Origin of the sequence: Mycobacterium sp. E740 (assembly GCF_001672895.1) — a bacterium.
Classification (GTDB): Bacteria; Actinomycetota; Actinomycetes; order Mycobacteriales; family Mycobacteriaceae; genus Mycobacterium.
The window spans coordinates 1-18,187 of record NZ_LZKP01000054.1 but is presented as its reverse complement, the minus strand read 5'-3'; the positions used below and the strand labels follow the sequence as shown (position 1 = coordinate 18,187).

General features: G+C 68.9%; 19 protein-coding genes. 10 read left to right on the top strand and 9 right to left on the bottom strand.

Annotated features, from left to right (window positions below):
* Window positions 1-3 precede the first annotated feature (3 nt).
* Window positions 4-558: a hypothetical protein gene (locus A5663_RS05130; protein WP_068144745.1), complete on the bottom strand. Its 555-nt coding sequence runs from the start codon at window positions 556-558 to the stop codon at window positions 4-6.
* A gap of 295 nt (window positions 559-853) precedes the next feature.
* On the opposite strand from A5663_RS05130, the gene carD reads away from it, so the two are divergent.
* Genes carD through rlmB form a run of 4 tightly spaced genes read left to right on the top strand, consistent with a single transcriptional unit; the run spans window position 854 to window position 4,231 of the window.
* Entirely contained in the window at window positions 854-1,342 is a 489-nt protein-coding gene (gene carD, locus A5663_RS05125) for an RNA polymerase-binding transcription factor CarD (protein ID WP_003888533.1), read from the top strand.
* Between the two features lie 5 nt (window positions 1,343-1,347).
* Window positions 1,348-1,848, top strand: a complete 501-nt coding sequence (gene ispF, locus A5663_RS05120; protein WP_068144742.1) for a 2-C-methyl-D-erythritol 2,4-cyclodiphosphate synthase — start codon at window positions 1,348-1,350, stop codon at window positions 1,846-1,848.
* A 37-nt stretch (window positions 1,849-1,885) separates the two neighbouring features.
* Window positions 1,886-3,286 (top strand): cysteine--tRNA ligase, encoded by a 1,401-nt coding sequence (gene cysS, locus A5663_RS05115; protein ID WP_068144740.1) that lies wholly within the window; start codon window positions 1,886-1,888, stop codon window positions 3,284-3,286.
* Complete coding sequence (gene rlmB / locus A5663_RS05110) at window positions 3,287-4,231, top strand: 23S rRNA (guanosine(2251)-2'-O)-methyltransferase RlmB (RefSeq protein ID WP_068144737.1); 945 nt, start codon at window positions 3,287-3,289, stop codon at window positions 4,229-4,231.
* On the opposite strand, the gene A5663_RS05105 is transcribed toward rlmB, so the two are convergent.
* From A5663_RS05105 to bluB, 4 genes are read right to left on the bottom strand one after another with little or no spacing between them, the layout of a single operon-like run.
* Window positions 4,228-5,466, bottom strand: coding sequence for an SLC13 family permease (locus A5663_RS05105; protein ID WP_197503298.1), 1,239 nt, complete (start codon window positions 5,464-5,466; stop codon window positions 4,228-4,230). The two genes, rlmB and A5663_RS05105, sit on opposite strands and share 4 nt — an antisense overlap.
* Complete coding sequence (locus tag A5663_RS05100; RefSeq protein ID WP_068144733.1) at window positions 5,457-6,377, bottom strand: MBL fold metallo-hydrolase; 921 nt, start codon at window positions 6,375-6,377, stop codon at window positions 5,457-5,459. The genes A5663_RS05105 and A5663_RS05100 overlap by 10 nt, the downstream gene beginning before the upstream one ends.
* A 24-nt stretch (window positions 6,378-6,401) precedes the next feature.
* Window positions 6,402-7,160, bottom strand: coding sequence for a LamB/YcsF family protein (locus A5663_RS05095; protein ID WP_068144731.1), 759 nt, complete (start codon window positions 7,158-7,160; stop codon window positions 6,402-6,404).
* Window positions 7,157-7,828, bottom strand: coding sequence for a 5,6-dimethylbenzimidazole synthase (gene bluB, locus A5663_RS05090; protein WP_068144729.1), 672 nt, complete (start codon window positions 7,826-7,828; stop codon window positions 7,157-7,159). The genes A5663_RS05095 and bluB overlap by 4 nt, the downstream gene beginning before the upstream one ends.
* A 36-nt stretch (window positions 7,829-7,864) precedes the next feature.
* Here bluB and A5663_RS05085 point away from each other — a divergent pair, with 36 nt between their 5' ends.
* From A5663_RS05085 to A5663_RS05070, 4 genes are read left to right on the top strand one after another with little or no spacing between them, the layout of a single operon-like run.
* Window positions 7,865-8,827: a metal ABC transporter solute-binding protein, Zn/Mn family gene (locus A5663_RS05085; RefSeq protein WP_068144823.1), complete on the top strand. Its 963-nt coding sequence runs from the start codon at window positions 7,865-7,867 to the stop codon at window positions 8,825-8,827.
* Window positions 8,817-9,593 (top strand): metal ABC transporter ATP-binding protein, encoded by a 777-nt coding sequence (locus A5663_RS05080; RefSeq protein ID WP_068144726.1) that lies wholly within the window; start codon window positions 8,817-8,819, stop codon window positions 9,591-9,593. The genes A5663_RS05085 and A5663_RS05080 overlap by 11 nt, the downstream gene beginning before the upstream one ends.
* Window positions 9,593-10,459, top strand: a complete 867-nt coding sequence (locus tag A5663_RS05075; RefSeq protein ID WP_068144723.1) for a metal ABC transporter permease — start codon at window positions 9,593-9,595, stop codon at window positions 10,457-10,459. Before A5663_RS05080 ends, A5663_RS05075 begins: the two co-directional genes overlap by 1 nt.
* A gap of 32 nt (window positions 10,460-10,491) precedes the next feature.
* Complete coding sequence (locus tag A5663_RS05070) at window positions 10,492-11,592, top strand: LacI family DNA-binding transcriptional regulator (RefSeq protein ID WP_068144720.1); 1,101 nt, start codon at window positions 10,492-10,494, stop codon at window positions 11,590-11,592.
* On the opposite strand, the gene otsB is transcribed toward A5663_RS05070, so the two are convergent.
* Together otsB and kstR are read right to left on the bottom strand one after the other, a co-directional pair.
* Window positions 11,589-12,335, bottom strand: coding sequence for a trehalose-phosphatase (otsB, locus tag A5663_RS05065; protein WP_068144718.1), 747 nt, complete (start codon window positions 12,333-12,335; stop codon window positions 11,589-11,591). The genes A5663_RS05070 and otsB overlap by 4 nt on opposite strands.
* Before the next feature lie 2 nt (window positions 12,336-12,337).
* On the bottom strand, window positions 12,338-12,943 hold the full coding sequence (gene kstR, locus A5663_RS05060; protein WP_197503301.1) for a cholesterol catabolism transcriptional regulator KstR: 606 nt from the start codon (window positions 12,941-12,943) through the stop codon (window positions 12,338-12,340).
* A gap of 274 nt (window positions 12,944-13,217) precedes the next feature.
* Here kstR and A5663_RS05055 point away from each other — a divergent pair, with 274 nt between their 5' ends.
* Window positions 13,218-15,335, top strand: a complete 2,118-nt coding sequence (locus A5663_RS05055; protein WP_068144714.1) for an acyl-CoA dehydrogenase — start codon at window positions 13,218-13,220, stop codon at window positions 15,333-15,335.
* Here A5663_RS05055 and A5663_RS05050 read toward each other — a convergent pair.
* Together A5663_RS05050 and A5663_RS05045 are read right to left on the bottom strand one after the other, a co-directional pair.
* A complete protein-coding gene (locus A5663_RS05050; RefSeq protein ID WP_068144712.1) occupies window positions 15,332-15,871 on the bottom strand; it encodes a hypothetical protein in 540 nt (179 codons plus the stop codon). The two genes, A5663_RS05055 and A5663_RS05050, sit on opposite strands and share 4 nt — an antisense overlap.
* A gap of 40 nt (window positions 15,872-15,911) precedes the next feature.
* On the bottom strand, window positions 15,912-16,970 hold the full coding sequence (locus A5663_RS05045; protein WP_068144820.1) for a 2Fe-2S iron-sulfur cluster-binding protein: 1,059 nt from the start codon (window positions 16,968-16,970) through the stop codon (window positions 15,912-15,914).
* A gap of 187 nt (window positions 16,971-17,157) precedes the next feature.
* Here A5663_RS05045 and hsaA point away from each other — a divergent pair.
* Window positions 17,158-18,187, top strand: a 1,030-nt coding sequence (hsaA, locus tag A5663_RS05040; RefSeq protein ID WP_068144708.1) for a 3-hydroxy-9,10-secoandrosta-1,3,5(10)-triene-9,17-dione monooxygenase oxygenase subunit, incomplete at its 3' end; no start/stop codon positions are given.

Genomic DNA, 18,187 nt, shown 5'->3' with positions numbered 1-18,187 from the left:
AGCTCAGTGCCCGCCGCCGTGTCCGGCTGCTTCGCCGCCATCTCCGCGCCGCGGCGCTTCGCCCGCCGAGATCGGCACCCGCACCGTCGCCTCGCCGGCCTTCTCGAACTTGAACTTGAAGTCGTAGGTCAGCCCGTTGGTGATCGGCTTGGACAACGCCACCTTGGCCTCGGCGGCCTCGGCTGCCTCGACGTTCTCCAGCGGCGTGATCTGCCCGTCGGGAGCGCCGACGGTGAGCACCCCGCCCGCGGGCAGCGTGGTGTCACCGGTGAGTGTCACGGTCCCGACGTCGGAGGTGATCGATTCCAGCTTGTCGGCTTGATCGGGGGAGGTGTTGGAGGCCTGGAAGAGCAACTCGACCTCTTTGCCCGGCTGGACGTAATCGCTGACCTGCTGGGCGCGCAGATGCACGTTGCGCAGTGCGACCGCACCGACGTCCGCGCTGGTGCCGTTGACGGCCGGCTGCTGCATGGTCATCTGCGAGACCTGCCCGGAACCGCATCCCACGAGCGCGACAGCGGCGGCCAGCCCGCAGGCGGCCAGTTTGAAGCGGTCCACTCTTGCCTCCTGCTCGACCGTCGAGCGGCCGATCAGAGCGGCCGCTGGTGTTCGACTATGCACAGTAGTAGGTGCCTGCGAGGGGCGGTAGCTGAGGGGCGAAAGAGCAGCAACGGCATGATCACTGCCCACGTGACGGTCGGCCCGGCGGTGCCCCGAAGATGCTTGCGCCATGCACGGATTCGCCACTGTGTCAACCCCTAGTGTTCATCCGAGGTGCCCCTGACCTGCACCGTTGGTCCACCCCCGTCTTGGCTCCGTGCTAGCATTGAACTGTGAAAGGGGCTCGAAACTGATGATTTTCAAGGTCGGAGACACCGTTGTTTACCCCCACCACGGTGCTGCGTTGATCGAGGCAATCGAAACCCGGACCATCAAAGGCGAGCAGAAGGAATATCTCGTCTTGAAGGTCGCCCAGGGTGACCTCACGGTTCGAGTGCCCGCCGAGAACGCAGAGTATGTCGGGGTTCGCGACGTCGTCGGACAGGAGGGCCTGGACAAGGTGTTCCAGGTGCTCCGTGCCCCCCATACCGAGGAGCCGACCAACTGGTCGCGGCGGTACAAGGCCAATCTCGAGAAGTTGGCCTCTGGTGACGTGAACAAGGTCGCCGAAGTGGTCCGCGACTTGTGGCGACGCGACCAGGAGCGTGGCCTGTCCGCCGGCGAGAAGCGGATGCTGGCCAAGGCGCGCCAGATTCTGGTGGGTGAGCTCGCGCTCGCCGAGAACACCGACGACGAGAAGGCCGCAACCATTCTCGACGAGGCACTCGCCGCCGCCTCCTGACATCGATGACGGGCCTGCCACGAGTCGGGCTCGGCACCGACGTGCACCCCATTCAGGTAGGGCGACCGTGCTGGTTGCTGTGCCTGCTCTTCGATGACGCTGACGGCTGCGCCGGCCATTCCGACGGCGACGTCGCCGCGCACGCGCTGTGCGATGCGCTGCTCTCGGCGGCCGGGCTTGGCGATCTGGGCGAAGTGTTCGGCACCGGCCGTCCGGAGTGGCAGGACGCCGGAGGCGCGGACATGCTTCGGCACGTCCATCAGCTGATCGCCGCCAACGGCTTTTCCGTCGTCAATGCCGCCGTCCAGGTCATCGGCAACCGGCCGAAGATCGGCCCCCGCCGGGCCGAGGCCCAGGATCTGTTGTCCGGATTGCTCGCTGCGCCCGTCTCGGTGAGCGCGACCACCACCGACGGACTGGGGCTGACAGGCCGGGGGGAGGGGCTGGCCGCGATCGCGACCGCCCTTGTCCTCTCCGATGGGGATTCGGCCGATATCGGCCGGTAAGCTGGCCCGTCGTGAGCGGAGCGAACGGTCGGCCGAAGTGACCGACCTGCGGCTGTACGACACCATGACCGGTGCCGTACGCGACTTCGTCCCTGCGCGGCCCGGTCACGCCTCGATCTACCTGTGCGGCGCCACGGTGCAAGGGCTGCCGCACATCGGGCACGTCCGCAGCGGTGTCGCGTTCGACGTGCTGCGGCGCTGGCTGACGGCGAAGGGCTACGACGTCGCGTTCATCCGCAACGTCACCGACATCGACGACAAGATCCTGCACAAGGCCGCCGATGCAGGCCGGCCGTGGTGGGAGTGGGCGGCCACCTATGAGCGCGCGTTCTCCGCGGCGTACGACGCGCTCGGTGTGCTGCCGCCGTCCGCGGAGCCACGCGCCACCGGTCACATCACCCAGATGGTCGAGTTGATCGAGCGGCTGATCGAGCGCGGGCACGCCTACGCCAGCGGCGGTGACGTGTACTTCGACGTGCTGAGCCTGCCGGACTACGGGAAGCTGTCCGGTCACAAGATCGACGACGTTCATCAGGGCGAGGGTGTCGCGACCGGCAAGCGCGACGAGCGCGACTTCACGTTGTGGAAGGGCGCCAAACCCGGGGAGCCGTCGTGGCCGACGCCGTGGGGTCGCGGCAGGCCGGGCTGGCACACCGAGTGCGTCGCGATGTGCGAGGCGTACCTCGGCGCGCAGTTCGACATCCACGCCGGCGGAATGGATCTGGTGTTCCCGCACCACGAGAACGAGATCGCCCAGGCCGAGGCCGCCGGTGATCCGTTCGCCCGCTACTGGCTGCACAACGGCTGGGTGACCATGGGCGGCGAGAAGATGAGCAAGTCGCTGGGTAACGTGCTCGCGATTCCCGCTGTGCTGCAACGGGTCCGGGCAGCCGAACTGCGGTACTACCTGGGCAGCGCGCATTACCGGTCGATGCTCGAGTTCTCCGAGACCGCGCTGCAGGACGCCGCGCGGGCCTACACGGGCATCGAGGACTTCCTGCACCGGGTCCGCAACCGCGTCGGTGCGGTCGTGCCCGGAGACTGGACGCCGAAATTCGCCGCGGCACTCGACGACGACCTCTCGGTGCCGATCGCGCTGGCCGAGGTGCACGCGGCCCGCGCGGAGGGCAATCGCGCACTGGACGCCGGCGACCACGAGACCGCATTGCGCCAGGCGATGTCTATCCGCGCGATGATGGGCATCCTCGGCGCCGACCCTCTCGACGAGCGCTGGGAGTCCAAGGACGAGACGTCGGCCGCCTTGGCCGCGGTCGACGTGCTGGTGCAGGCGGAGGTCAAGCGACGCGAGGACGCCAGGGCGCGGCGGGACTGGGCCGAGGCCGACACGATCCGCGACCGCCTCAAGGAGGCGGGTATCGAGGTCACCGACACCGCCGACGGCCCGCAGTGGGCGCTGCTCGACGGGTACACCAAGTAGATGGCAGGCAACTCACGGCGCCGGGGTGCGGTGCGCAAGCCCGGCACCAAGAAGGGGCCGACTGTCGGGTCCGGGGGCGTGCGACGGCGCGGGCTGGAAGGCCGCGGCGCCACCCCGCCCGCGCACATGCGGCCCAACCATCCGGCCGCCAAGCGCGCGGCCAAGGCCGCGAAGTCGCAGGGCCGCCGGCAGGGCAAGAAGACCGACGACACCGAGGTCGTGCTGGGACGGAATCCGGTCCTGGAGTGCCTGCGCGCCGGGGTGCCAGCCACGGCGCTGTACGTCGCGCTGGGTGCCGAGGCCGACGAACGGTTGACCGAATCCGTGCAGATCGCCGCGGACGCCGGCATCTCGATCCTCGAGGTGCAGCGCCACGACCTGGACCGCATCGCCACCAATGGCCTGCATCAGGGCGTGGCGCTTCAGGTCCCGCCCTACTCCTACGCGCATCCGGACGACCTGCTGGCGGCCGTGACGGCCGACGGTGCGCCGGCTCTGCTTGTCGCACTGGACAACATCTCCGATCCCCGCAATCTCGGCGCGATCGTCCGATCGGTGGCCGCGTTCGGCGGCCACGGGGTGCTGATCCCGCAGCGGCGGTCCGCATCGGTGACCGCGGTGGCGTGGCGCACCAGCGCCGGGGCCGCCGCCCGCCTGCCGGTCGCGCGAGCCACCAATCTCACTCGGACGCTGAAGAGTTGGGCGGATGCCGGGTTGCAGGTCGTCGGGCTGGACGCCGACGGTGACACCACGGTCGACGAACTGGACGGCTCGGGGCCGGTTGTGGTGGTGGTCGGCTCTGAAGGCAAGGGGCTGTCGCGGCTGGTCCGGGAGACCTGCGACCCGGTGGTGTCCATTCCGATGGCGGGGCCCACCGAGTCGCTGAACGCGTCGGTGGCCGCCGGCGTGGTGCTCGCCGAGATCGCCCGTCAGCGCCGCGGCTAGACCCCGAACAGCTGGACTCCCAGCCACAGTCCCACGACAGACATCACCAGCGTGAGCGGCACCGTGCACAGCCCGATGCGGCTGAACTCGACCGCCCTTACGGAGATGTCGCGGCGAACCACGTTGCGCCACAACAGGTTAGCCAGTGATCCCACATACGTGAGATTCGGTCCGATGTTCACCCCGATCAGCACCGCCAACACAGCCGGCGGCCCCGTCGCCGAAACCAACGGCAACAGCACCAGCACGGCGGGAAGGTTGTTGACGACATTCGACAGCACCGCCGCTGCCGCCGCGATCCCCAGCAGGGCCGCCAACCCCTGACCCGTCGGCAGCAGACCACGCATCGCTTCGCCGAGACCGTTGACCATCACCGCGTCGACGACGACGCCGAGGCACAGCACGAAGACGAGGAACGGCAGATCGGCGGCGGCGACGAGGCGCGGCAGGGTGCTGCGACGCCGCGCCAGACTCCGGCCGCCGAGCACCAGTACGCCGCCGAGCGCGGCCCACGCCGGCGATACGCCGAGCATCGAGGTGGTGACGAAGCCGGCGAGAGTCAAGCCCAGCACGGCAAGTGCGAACTTCGGCACCTGCACGTCATCGTCTTCGACGGGGTTCGGTGCTACCGCGAGATCGGTCCTGAAAACCCAACGCAGCAGGACGAATTCGATCACGATCGCCGCCAGCCACGGCATCGCCATGAGCGCGGTGAAGTGCAGGAACGACAGTCCCGCTGCGGCGAATGCCAACAGGTTGGTCAGGTTCGACACCGGCATCAGCAGCGACGCGGTGTTGGCCAGATGCGCCGTCGCGTAGGCATGTGGGGTCGCGGGCACGGTCAACAACCGCGCCGTGGCAAGCACGACGGGAGTCAGCAGCACCACCGTGGCGTCCAGGCTCAGGATCGCCGTCGTGGCCGCCGCGATCACGAATACCATTGCCAGCAAACGGTTCTGTGTGCCTGCGGCGCTTCGGGCCAGCACCGCCCCCGCGGCGCGGAACAATCCTTCGTCCGCGCAGAGCCGCGCCAACACCAGGACCGCCGCCAGGAAGCCCACCACCGGCAGCAAGCGACCGGCCTCCGCTGCCGCCTCATGCGGCGAGACGACGCCGGCGACGATCAACAGCGCGGCAGCGGGAAGCGCGACGACGGCTTCCGGCCACCGGTGTGGACGGGCCACGGCGAACACCAACACGACCGCCAGCGCGGCCAGTGCCAGGCTCAGCTCCACGGATCGGCGGGCTGCCAGAGCGTGGGCAGGTGCAGCGCGACCCCATCCTCCCGGGCCAGTCGCGACAACACCCGCATCGAGACGTCGAGGTCGTCGGCGGCGTAGGGCAGCGCGCGCAACGGTTCGTGCAGGGGGCGGAAGAAGTCGTCCCAGTGGATGAGCACCACTCGGCGCGCACCCACCGTCCGCACGGTCTCGGTCCAGTAGTCGACGAGATAGCGCTCGGGTCGCAGTCCGAGCTGGCCCACGCCGAAATAGACCACGTCGGCCTGCTTTCCGGCCAGCGCGCCCCGAACGAACCCCGCGCTCCCGATGATCAGTAGCCGTCGGTCCGAGGGCAGGTGGTGGACCAGGGTCGACCACGCCTCACCACACTTGTAGGCAGCCACCTTCACCGGCGGAATGACCGGTCGCGTGATGACGCCGGGGAACCGGTCTGGCGGGCAGTGCGAGCCCTCGATGAGCGTGACGTCGTACGCGCCCAGGCGCACGGGCTCGCCCGGGGTGACCACGACGAGCCGATCCTCGGACAACGAGGCGCCCCGCCCGATGTGCGCGGCCGACACCCCGCCGACGATCTTCGCGCCGGTCCGCTCGGCCACCACCGCGCTGTCCATCGCGTGATCGAAGTGGGTGTGCACCGGCAGCACGGCATCCAGCCGGTCGACGCGCAGGCGCGCGAGACAACCGTCGATGCGGGGCTCCGACGGTGTGAGGCGGCGCAGCGCCACCTCGGCGAAGCCGGGCCGGGAGAAGAAGCCGTCGGTCAGCACCGCCGAGTCGCCGTCGTCGATGAGCAGCGTCGTGACGCCCGCCCAGGTGACGGTCAGCGGAGCGTCAGGCCCGGCCGGCGGTGCGTCGAAGTAGCGCTCGTAATCCGTCAGGTCCGGCCTGCCGAGCTTGAGACGCATGGCACCAACTCTAGGCGCAGTGAGTCAGCTGAAAGGGGCGATCTCGACGCCGTCCGCCAGCAGGCGCGCGCGTACCGCCGCGGCGATCTGCACGGCCCCCGGTGAATCACCATGGACGCAAACCGAATTCACGGTGATCGGGATCGATGATCCGTCGACCGCGTCGACGCGTCCGGTCAGCACCATGGCCGCCACCCGGTCGGCGATCTCGGGCGGGTCGTGCAGGACGGCGTCGGGCTCTCGGCGCGAGACGAGTCGACCGTCGGCGTGATATGCCCGGTCGGCGAAGGCCTCCGGCACGCAGCGCAGTCCACGCTGTTCGGCTGCCCGGAAGAACGCCGAGCCGTCGAGCCCGAGCACCGGCAGGCTCGGATCCACCGCATGCACCGCCCCGGCCACCGCCTGCGCCTGGACGTCGTCGGTCACGATCGTGTTGTACAGCGCGCCATGGGGTTTGACGTAGCTGACCCTCGAGCCGGCGGCGTGCGCGATCGCCTGCAACGCGCCGATCTGGTAGATCACATCGGCGGCGAGCTCCTCGGGCGGCAGGTCGATGAAGCGCCGCCCGAACCCGTGCAGATCGCGGTAGCTCACCTGCGCGCCGATGCGCACGCCGCGTTCAGCCGCGCCGCGACACGTCCGCAGCAGCAGCGCGGGATCGCCGGCGTGAAACCCACACGCCACGTTGGCGCTGGTGACCAGGTCAAGCATGGCTTCGTCATCGCCGAGCCGCCAGACTCCGAAACCCTCGCCTAGGTCGGCGTTCATGTCGACGGTCGTCATGAGCGCAGCCCCGTCGACGCCGACGACGGCCAGCGATTCTCCGCGACGAACTCGGTCAGCGGGCGGCCGAGCGTCCACTCGTCGAGTTCCAACTGGGGGCGGTCCGGAAACTCGGGCACCGGCCCCAGGCACAGGATCGCCACGGGCTCAGCGTCTTCGGGCATCTCCAGCAGCTCGGCAAGGTCGTCGGGTTCGAAGATGGACACCCAACCCATGCCCAGTCCTTCGGCGCGGGCGGCCAGCCACAGATTCTGGATCGCGCAGGAGACCGAAGCCAGATCCATCTGCGGGAGGGTGCGCCGCCCGAACACGTGACCGCCCCGGTCGTCACCCAGGGCGACGACGAGCAGCTCGGCGCACTCCAGGATGCCCTCGACCTTGAGCGCGAGGAACTCTTCACCGCGCGCACCCAGCGCCTGCGAGGTCCGCGCGCGTTCGGCGTCCACCAGGTCGCGGATGCGCCGCCGTAAGCGTCCGTCGGTGATGCGGAGGAAGCGCCACGGCTGCATCAAGCCCACGCTCGGCGCGGCGTGCGCCGCGTGCAGCAGGCGTGCCAGCGTCTCTTCGGGTATCTCGGAGCCCGGGACGAACCGGCGCATGTCGCGCCGTTCGGCGATCACGCGGTAGACCGCGCGGCGTTCCTCGAGGCTGAACGCATGCTGGCTCACGCGGTCAGCTTAGGCGTCCCGAGCGAGCGGTCGCTATTGGAAACGGTTATCGTTATCGCTGTGCTGCCCTCCCGCTTCGCTCGCGCCATCACCATCGGTGTCGCGGCGGCCACGTCGTTCGGCACGGCCGCCTGCGCGGGCGCCGGCGAGCGAGCAGCGTCACCGGAATCGGGTGGTGCCCCACCGTGCCCGGTCGCGCCGGTGGACGTCGTAGTCAGCGTCGACCAGTGGAGTGACATCGTGTCCGAGCTCGGCGGTGCGTGCGCGCGCGTGACCACGGTGCTGGCCAGCTCGGCGGTAGACCCGCACGATTTCGAGCCTGCACCATCGGATGCCGCGAAATTCGAAGGCGCCCAGCTCATCGTCCTCAACGGCGGCCACTACGACGAGTGGGCGTCGAAGCTCGCCGCCAGCACGGCACCCGAAGCGCCCGTCGTCGATGCCCTGGCGGTCGCCGGTGCGACGAACCACGCGAACCCGCACGCCTGGTACGACCCGGCGGCGGTGACGGCCGTCGCGGACGCCGTCAGCGGCCGCCTGCGCGAGCTCTCGCCCGGCGCCGCGGGCTACTACGCCGAGCGGCGCACCGCGTTCGCCGGAGCTCTGCGGCCGTACGATGAGCTCATCGACTCCATCAAGGCCCATGCCTCCGGCAAGACCTATGCGGCCACCGAGCCCGTGTTCGACGACATGGCGGCGGCTTTGGGGCTCGGCAACCGCACCCCGCGTGGCTATCAGGTCGCGTCGGCCAACGGAACCGAACCCTCGCCCGCCGATCTCGACGCCTTTCTTCAGCTGCTCAGTGACCGGGCAGTCGACGTGCTGGTCTACAACGTGCAGACCGAAGGTGCTGTGCCGCAACAACTTCGGTCCGCAGCCGAACAAGCGGGAGTCCCGGTGGTCGACATCACCGAGACGGTGCCGCCTGACACCGACTCGTTCGAGAGCTGGCAGGTCGGCCAGTTGACCGCACTGCGCGAGGCGCTCGGTGTCGCCTGACGCCGATCAGGTCGCGCTGGCCTTCGACGACGTCAGCGCGGCGCGCGGCGGACGGCTGATCTGGTCGGAGGCCACCTTCGAGGTGCCTGCGGGCGGCATCGTCGCAGTCATCGGGTCGAACGGCGCGGGCAAGACCACGCTGCTGCAGATCGTGCTCGGCCTGATCCCACCGGCGTCCGGGCACGTCCGGGTGTTCGGCGAGCCGGCCGGCGCGCTCAACAAGGCGATCGGCTACGTCCCGCAGAACTATGCGTCGGCTTCGGGCGAGGCGATCCGCGCGCGTGACGCCGTCATGCTCGGACTCATCGGGCACCGCTGGGGTTTCGGCCGCCCCAGCCGCGACGACAACCGGCGCGTCGACGAGGTGCTCGCCGCCGTCGACGCGACCGCAGTGGCCCACAAGCGACTTTCCCAGCTCTCCGGTGGCCAGCGGCAGCGGGTCGCGTTGGCCGAGGCACTGGTCTCCAAACCCCGAATGCTGATCCTCGATGAGCCGCTGGCGGCGCTCGACCTGCGCAGCCAGCGCGAGATCGTCGGTGTCCTCGAGCGGGTCAACGCGAAGTTCGGTGTCACGATCCTCGTCGTCGCGCATGACCTCAACCCGCTGCTCGGTGTCTTGACGAGCGCCATCTACCTGCTCGACGGGCACGCACACTTCGACACCCTCGACGGCGTCGTCGACGAGACGCTGCTGAGCCACCTCTACGGCACCCGGGTGGAAGTCGTGCACACCCCGCAGGGCGAGCTGTACATGCGGAGGACGTGATGAACACGACGATCGTCGCGCTGGGCTACCAGGAGAACTGGTGGCACATCCTCACCTCGGCCTTCATGCGCAACGCGTTGATCGGCGGCACGATCGTCGCGCTCGCCGCCGGCCTCATCGGTTACTTCGTCGTCGTGCGCAACACCGCGTTCGCCGCCCACGCGCTCGCCCATATCGGACTGCCCGGCGCGACGGGCGCGGTGCTGGTCGGCATCCCCGTGGCCGTGGGGCTGGGGGTGTTCTGCATCGGCGGCGCGCTGGTGATCGGCGCGCTGGGCCGCCGCGCGGCCGACCGCGAAGTCGCGACCGGCACCGTGCTGGCCATGGCGACCGGCCTCGGGTTGTTCTTCAACTCCCTGGCGACCAAGAGCTCGAGCACCATGACCAACGTGCTGTTCGGCAACCTCCTGGCCATATCCGCCCAGCAGATCACGATGTTCGCGGTGCTGCTGGCGGTGCTGGCGCTGTGCGTCGCGATGATCTACCGGCCGCTGCTGTTCACCTCGGTCAACGCCCAGGTCGCCGACGCGAAAGGGGTTCCGGTACGGACCTTGTCGGTGGCGTTCATGGCGCTGCTCGGCCTGGCGGTGACGATGGCCGTGCAGGCAGTCGGCACACTGCTGCTGTTCGCGCTCGTCGTCACTCCCGCTGCCGCCGCGATCATGCTGACACCACGCCCGGGCACCGCGATCGCGCTCTCGACGGGGTTCAGCCTGGCGGCGGTGTGGGCGGGCCTCGGGCTGTCGGCGATGTTCAACGCACCGCCGAGCTTCGTGATCGTCACTGTCGCGTGCAGCGTCTGGGCGGTGGTGTGGGCCGCGCAGCGCGGCCTCAAGAAATCCGCCGATCGGGTGCTGGTCACCTGAGCCCGGCGCCTCTTGGGCTACGCTCCGAGAGCATGCCGAGGAGTTCGACGCCGAGACGGCGTGCCACCCTGGCTTCTCTGGCTGCGGAACTGAAGGTTTCGCGAACCACGATCTCCAACGCCTACAACCGGCCCGACCAGTTGTCCGCAGATCTGCGCGAGCGGGTGCTCGCCACCGCCAAGCGCCTCGGTTACCCCGGCCCGGACCCGGTGGCACGGTCGCTGCGCACCCGCAAGGCGGGCGCGGTGGGGTTGATGATCACCGAACCGCTGAACTACTCGTTCAGCGATCCGGCAGCGCTCGATTTCGTTGCCGGCCTGGCCGAGTCATGCGAAGCCGCCGGACAGGGGCTGCTGCTCGTCGCGATCGGCCCCAACCGCAGCGTCAGCGACGGCACCGCGGCGGTACTCGCCGCCGGGGTGGACGGTTTCGTGGTGTACTCCGCCTCCGACGACGACCCGTACCTTGCGGTCGTGCAGCAGCGCCATCTCCCGGTGGTGGTGGTCGACCAGCCCAAGGACGTCCCGGGCGCGTCGCACATCTGCATCGACGACCGGGCGGCGATGCGCCGGCTCGCCGAACACGTTGTGGCGCTGGGGCATCGCGAGATCGGCCTGCTGACGATGCGGCTGGGCCGCGACCGGCCGCGAGGCGGAGCAGGCCCGACGGTGGCCGACCCGGAGCGGCTGCAGACACCGCACTTCCACGTCCAGCGGGAGCGGATGGCGGGCGTGCGCGACGCCTTGGCCGCGGCCGGGATGGACCCGGCGTCGCTGACCGTGGTGGAAAGCTATGAGCACCTGCCCACTTCGGGCGGGGCAGCCGCCGAGGTCGCGCTGAATGCCAATCCGCGACTGACCGCGTTGATGTGCACCGCCGATGTGCTTGCCCTCTCGGCGATGGACCATTTGCGGGCGCGCGGAATCTACGTGCCGGGACAAATGACGGTCACCGGCTTCGACGGCGTGCCCGAGGCGCTACGGCGTGGCCTGACGACCGTGGTTCAGCCCAGTATCGAAAAGGGCCGTCGCGCTGGGCAATTGCTGCACCACCCACCACGCACCGGGCTGCCGGTGGTCGAGGTCCTGGAAACCGAAGTGGTACGCGGTCGCACGGCGGGCCCGCCGGCCTAGTCTTTCCGCCGAACACCGAGCAGAAACTTCAGCGCGTCGGCCACGTCTTCCGGCGACTCCACCCGGTGGGCCGCGAGCGTCTCACCGTCGCCGACCTTGACGCCGACATCGCCGTCGCGCAGTCGGCGGAACACCTTCTCGTCGGTGACATCATCCCCGAAAAACACTACGGCCGTTGCCTTTTCCTGCGCGCGCACGATGTCGACAGCTTCGCCCTTGTCGGTCTCGATCACCGCGAACTCCAGCACGGCTTTTCCTTCGGTGAGCTGTGCATCCCACTCCTGACAAGCCTGGCGAGCCGCGGTCAACGCCGCTTCACCGTCCGCGGGCGAGGCGTTTCGCACGTGCAGCGCGACGCTGGCCGGTTTGGTTTCGACGCTGACGCCGGGCTTGTCGGCGGCGATCGCTTGCAGTCCCGCCGTGATCCGTTGCAGCAGGCCGGTGTCGACGTCGTGTGCGAAGCCGGTGTCGAACTCCGCGCCGTGGCTGCCGACGAGATGCACCGTCGCCGCCATCCCGGACAGATCGCGCAGCACCTCCAGCGCGCGGCCGGAAACCAACGCGGCCGACGTGTGCGGTAACTCGGCCAGTGCGACCAGGGCGTCGGCGGCGTCGGCGAGCGGTCGGGCGTCCTCGGGGTTGCTGACGATCGGCGCCAACGTGCCGTCGAAGTCGGAGGTGACCAGCAGTCGCGGGGTCGCTGCGACCGATGTGAGCGCACTCTGCAGATCCGCTGGCAGCACGCCTAGATCTTAGGGTGCTCGCCGTCGCCGATCAGCAGTCGCACGGCCAGGTCCAGTCGCTTGCTGACGTCGGTGGCCGACGCCCGCCGCGTCAACCAGGCGAGCAGATTCGACAACCAGACGTCGGAGATGACGCGCGCGATGTGGTACTGGTCCTCGGTCGGCTCTCCGTCGCTCATCGCGCGCGCGAACATCGAGTCCATCAGCTTGCCGACATGGTCGACCTCGCCGGCCGCCGACGCGTCGGCGAACACGAACGCGCGTGTCATCGCCTCGGTCAGCAGCGGGTTGCGCTGCATCGCGCGGTTGAGCTTGCCCACCATGATGTTGAGCCGTTGATAGGGCGTGCCACCGGACAGCGCCGCGCGGTCCGTCTTGGCGTCGATGCGCTCGAACTCGCGTCCCAGCGCGGAGACCAGGAGATGAACCTTCGACGGGAAATACCGGTAGAGCGTGCCCACCGCGACGTCGGCACGCTCGGCGACGGCCCGCATCTGGACGGCTTCGTAGCCGCCTTTGGAGGCGATGGCCAGCGTGGCGTCCAGGATCCGCTTGCGGCGTTCGCGTTGTGCCTCGGAGCCGAGCTCGGACTCGGACAGCACCGCCACGTTCATCACCTGGCGCGGTCGCGAATCCGACCCCGAAGCCGGGCTGGCGGGTGCTGACTGGGACGGGCCGGACATGCGGCGGGCAACTCCTTCGTCGTGCGTTCGCGTTTGGAAACGATACGCATGCCGATCCTCTTTTTCTCACTTCGGTGCCCCCGTTGGCACCGACGTGTCCTGCTCGGATGACGGTCGACTTGACGTTCGATCGCTGGCACTATTAGAACACGTTCTAGTGAGGAGCACCGTCTTCTCACCCAATCGCTAGGAGTGGACGGTGTCGCTCGCATCCCCGGAGACCAGCGCCGACGAGCAGTCGGCCGTACGGGAACTCGTACGTGACTGGGCGGCAGCCTCGAGTGCCGCCGCGGCGGCGCGCGACGTCGAGCAGGGACAGTCGGACGCCTGGCGCCAGCCCTATTCGGGGCTGGCCCAACTCGGCATCTTCGGTGTCGCGTTGCCCGAGGAGCACGGCGGCGCGGACGGCACCGCCGACGACCTGTGCGCAATGGTCGACGAGGCGGCCGCCGCGCTGGTGCCGGGACCCGTCGCCACGACCGCGCTGGCGACGCTGGTGGTCGAGCAGCCCGAGGTGTTGGAGGCGCTCGCGTCGGGGGAGCGGGTCGCCGGGGTCGCGCTGAGTGCGGACGTGCACTCGGCGGACGGCCGCGCCTCGGGCAGCGCGGACTTCGTGCTCGGCGCCGACGCGGCCGGCGTGCTCGTGCTGCCGGCGGGGGACGGTTTCGTTCTGGTCGACGCAAGCGCGGACGGCGTCTCGGTCGAGCCGCTGCAGGCCACCGACTTCTCGCGGCCGCTGGCCCGGGTGGTGCTCGACGGCGCGCCGGCCGAAGCGATCAGCGCGTCGCCGCAGCGCGTGGTCGACATCGCCGCGGTCGTCATGGCGGCAGAAGCCGCCGGGGTGGCCCGCTGGGCGTTGCAGACGGCAACGGAGTACGCGAAGGTGCGCGAGCAGTTCGGCAAGCCGATCGGCAGTTTCCAGGCGATCAAGCACATGTGCGCCGAGATGCTGCTGCGCTCCGAGCAGGCCTCGGTTGCCGCCGGCGACGCGGCGAGGGCGGTTGCCGAGGGCGACGAGCGGCAATTGTCGATCGCCGCGGCCGTGGCTGCAGCCGTCGGGATCGACGCCGCCAAGGCCAACACGAAAGACTGCATCCAGGTGCTCGGCGGCATCGGCATCACCTGGGAGCACGACGCACACCTGTACCTGCGTCGCGCCTACGGAATCGGGCATTTCCTCGGCGGGGCACAGCGGTGGTTGCGCCGGGTGTCAGCGTTGACGCAACAAGGCGTGCGCCGCGAACTGCGCATCGAGCTGGACTCGGTGGCCGATCGGCAGCCCGAAATCGCTTCTGCCGTAACCGAGATCGCGGCACTTCCGGTGGAGAAGCAGCAGGCCGCACTCGCCGACGCGGGGCTGCAGGCGCCGCACTGGCCCAAGCCGTACGGGCGGGGCGCCGGCCCGGCCGAGCAGCTGCTGATCGACCAGGAGCTGGCCAGAGCCGGTGTCGTGCGACCCGACCTGGTGATCGGATGGTGGGCGGCGCCAACGATTCTCGAGCACGGCACCGAAGAGCAGATCGAACGGTTCGTGCCCGCCACGCTGCGGGGCGAGTTGCTCTGGTGCCAGTTGTTCTCCGAGCCCGGTGCGGGTTCCGACCTGGCGGCGTTGCGCACCAAGGCCGTTCGCGTCGACGGCGGCTGGAAGCTGACCGGCCAGAAGGTGTGGACGTCGGCGGCGCACAAGGCGGCGTGGGGCGTGTGTCTGGCCCGTACCGATCCCGAGGCGCCGAAGCACAAGGGCATCACCTACTTCCTGGTCGATATGTCCTCGCCGGGCATCGACATCCGGCCACTGCGGGAGATCACCGGCGACAACCTGTTCAACGAGGTGTTCTTCGACGACGTCTTCGTGCCCGACGAGATGGTCGTGGGGCAGGTGAACGACGGCTGGCGGTTGGCACGCACGACGCTGGCCAACGAGCGGGTGGCGATGGCGGCGGGCACCGCGCTCGGCAATCCGATGGAGGAACTGCTCGAGCAGATCGCGAAGCTGGACTTCGACGTGGCCGGTCAGGACAAGCTCGGCGCGCTGATCGTGGCGGCGCAGGTCGGCTCACTGCTGGACCGCAAGATCGCCGAACTCGCTCTCGGCGGCCGGGATCCGGGCCCGCAGGCCAGCGCGCGCAAACTGATCGGCGTGCGTTACCGGCAGGCGCTGGCGGAGCTGAGGATGGAACTGTCCGAGGGCGGCGGCGTCGTCGAGAACGACACGGTGTTCGAGTTCCTCAACACCCGCTGCCTGACCATCGCCGGTGGAACCGAACAGATCCTGCTCACCCTCGCCGGTGAGAGGCTGCTGGGACTCCCGCGCTAGCTGAACGCGGCTTGCGCGCAGGCGTCGGGCGAGGTGATGTTCACCCCGGCGTAGACCACCTGGATGTGCGAGCACACGATCAGCGGGACGTCGGTCCGCGGTCCACCGGTGCGCTGGTCGACCGGCCAAGCGGTCCCGTGGAACTGGAACTTGTCCGGCGGCCCGCCGCCGAAGTAGATGGTCGTGAACTCCACGTCGGTGAGGGACTTGAACGACCGGGTGTTCGGTGCATTGAAGGTGAAGTTGATGTACACGCCGCGATCCATGGTCCGCAGCGTGGTGGTCTGGCGCGCCCACAGGTCACCGGGGAACCCCAGCACGTCCGGACCCCTGCGCAGGTTGGCTCGGGTGTCGAACAGGCACTTGGCTTCGGCCGCGATGCAGTTGGCGGTCGAGTGCATCTCGAGTGCGGTGCCGGGATCGACGGGTACTGACGAGTCCGCGGTGTCGACCGCCGCGGCCGCCGACGGGCTGAAGAGCGCGAGCGTCAACCACATCGCCGATACCGCCGCCAGAACGCCGGCACACCGCTTCACAGTTTGCTCCCTCCGCGTGTGGCGAATGCTAGCCCGCGCGCTATTCGTCGTAGGTGACTTCGACCGAATCCGATCGCGGCTTGGCCTGGCAGCCGAGAATCAGGCCCTCGTCGAGATCGGCCTGCTCGAGCACATCGTTGACGTCCATCTCGACCTCGCCGTTCTTCTTCAGCACCGCGCATGCGCCGCAATGGCCTTCCCGGCAGGAGAACGGGGCGTCGAGACCCTTGTCCAGCAGGACGTCGAGCAGCTTGGCGTTGCGGGGCCACCGAATTTCGTGCTGCTCGCCGTCGAGGGTCACGATCGCCGTGGCCGGGCCTTCGTCGCTGTCGTCCTCCTCGATGACCACGGCGGCGAACGGGTCGGAGTCCAGCGACTTGAACACCTCGATGTGCACCCGGTCGGCGGGCACTCCGGCGCCCTTGACCGCCTCCTCCGCCGCGGCCATGAACGGGCCCGGCCCGCAGATGTAGGCGTCATGGCCGGCGTAGGGGGTGAGCAGACCGGTCAGCGCCGTCGCATTCGGCAGCCCCTGGATCGTTTCCAGCCAGTGCACGACGACGAACCGCTCGGGGTGCTTCTCGCTCAGCTCGCGCAACGCGGGCCCGAAGATCACCGAGTTCTCGTCGCGGTTGGCGTAGATCAGCACCACCCTGCCGCTGCCCTCGGCCAGCGCCGACTTGCAGATCGACATCATCGGCGTGATCCCGGAACCCGCGGCCAGCAGCAGGAAATCGGTGTCGAGCGTCTTCGGTACGAAGGTGCCCGACGGCGCGAGCACATGAATCTTCATCCCGGCGTGTGCGTGGTCGCACAGCCAGTTCGAGGCATAGCCGTCGGCGGTGCGCTTGACCGTGACGGTCAGCCGGTCGTCGGTGAACGGAGAGCTGCACAGCGAGTAGCAGCGCGCCACGGAGCCGGTGCGCTCGCTCGGCACCCGAAGGGTGAGGAACTGCCCCGGCGCGTACCGCAGGCGCTCGGCCGGGATGTCCGTCCCCTTCGGGACTGTGAACACCAGCGAGCGCGCGTCGGCGGTCTCCTCGACGACGTCGGCAAGCTCGAGCTCGAGCACGTGGCTGCCGAGCGGCTCGTCGGTCACTTTCGCGTCCACCTTTCACATCACCGGGCCAGTAACTAGAACAGGTTACAGAAATGCATGTGTGCAGGTCCAGCCGTCACAGGTATGCCCTACTCGACACGAATCGTAACGTGTTCTAATCTGACGGCTAAGCGATTCACGCTTGCGCCAGTGCTCATCGCAGTCCGTCCGATCGGGAGGCACATCAGTGACGTCCATTGAACAGCGTGACGCGCAGTCGGTCCTAGCCGGGATCGATGATCTCCTGCCGCTGATCGCCAAACGTGCGCAGGCAACCGAAGACCTGCGCCGCATTCCCGACGAGACGATCGCAGAGCTCAACGAGGTCGGTTTCTTCAAGCTGCTGCAGCCGCAGCAGTGGGGCGGCCTGCAGTGCGATCCGACGCTGTTCTACGAGGCTGTGCGCCGGCTCGCGAGTGCCTGCGGCTCCACGGGCTGGGTCAGCTCGATCATCGGCGTGCACAACTGGCATCTGGCGTTGTTCGACCAGCAGGCCCAGGAAGAGGTCTGGGGCGACGACCCGGCCGTGCGGATCTCCTCGTCGTACGCGCCAATGGGTGCGGGCACCGTCGTCGACGGCGGCTACATCGTCAACGGGTCCTGGAACTGGTCGTCCGGATGTGACCACGCCACTTGGACTTTCGTCGGTGGGCCGGTGATCAAGGACGGCAAGCCGGTGGACTTCGGCAGCTTCCTGATCCCGCGCACCGAGTACGAGATCGACGACGTGTGGCATGTGGTCGGTCTCAAGGGCACCGGCAGCAACACGCTCAAGGTCAAGGACGTGTTCGTGCCCCGGCACCGGTTCCTGTCCTACAAGGCGATGAATGACCGCACCGCGGGCGGCCTGCAGAACAACACCGCGCCGGTCTACAAGATGCCTTGGGGCACAGTGCATCCCACCACGATCTCGGCACCGATCGTCGGTATGGCCTACGGCGCCTACGACGCCCACGTCGAGCATCAGGGCAAGCGGGTGCGCGCGGCGTTCGCCGGCGAGAAGGCGAAGGACGACCCGTTCGCGAAGATCCGGATCGCCGAGGCTGCCAGTGACATCGACGCCGCCTGGCGCCAGCTGATCGGCAACGTCGGCGACGAGTACGCGTTGTTGACCGCAGGTCAGGAGATTCCGTTCGAATTGCGTGCCCGCGCCCGCCGCGACCAGGTTCGGGCGACCGGACGTGCGATCGCCTCGATCGACCGGCTCTTCGAGGCGT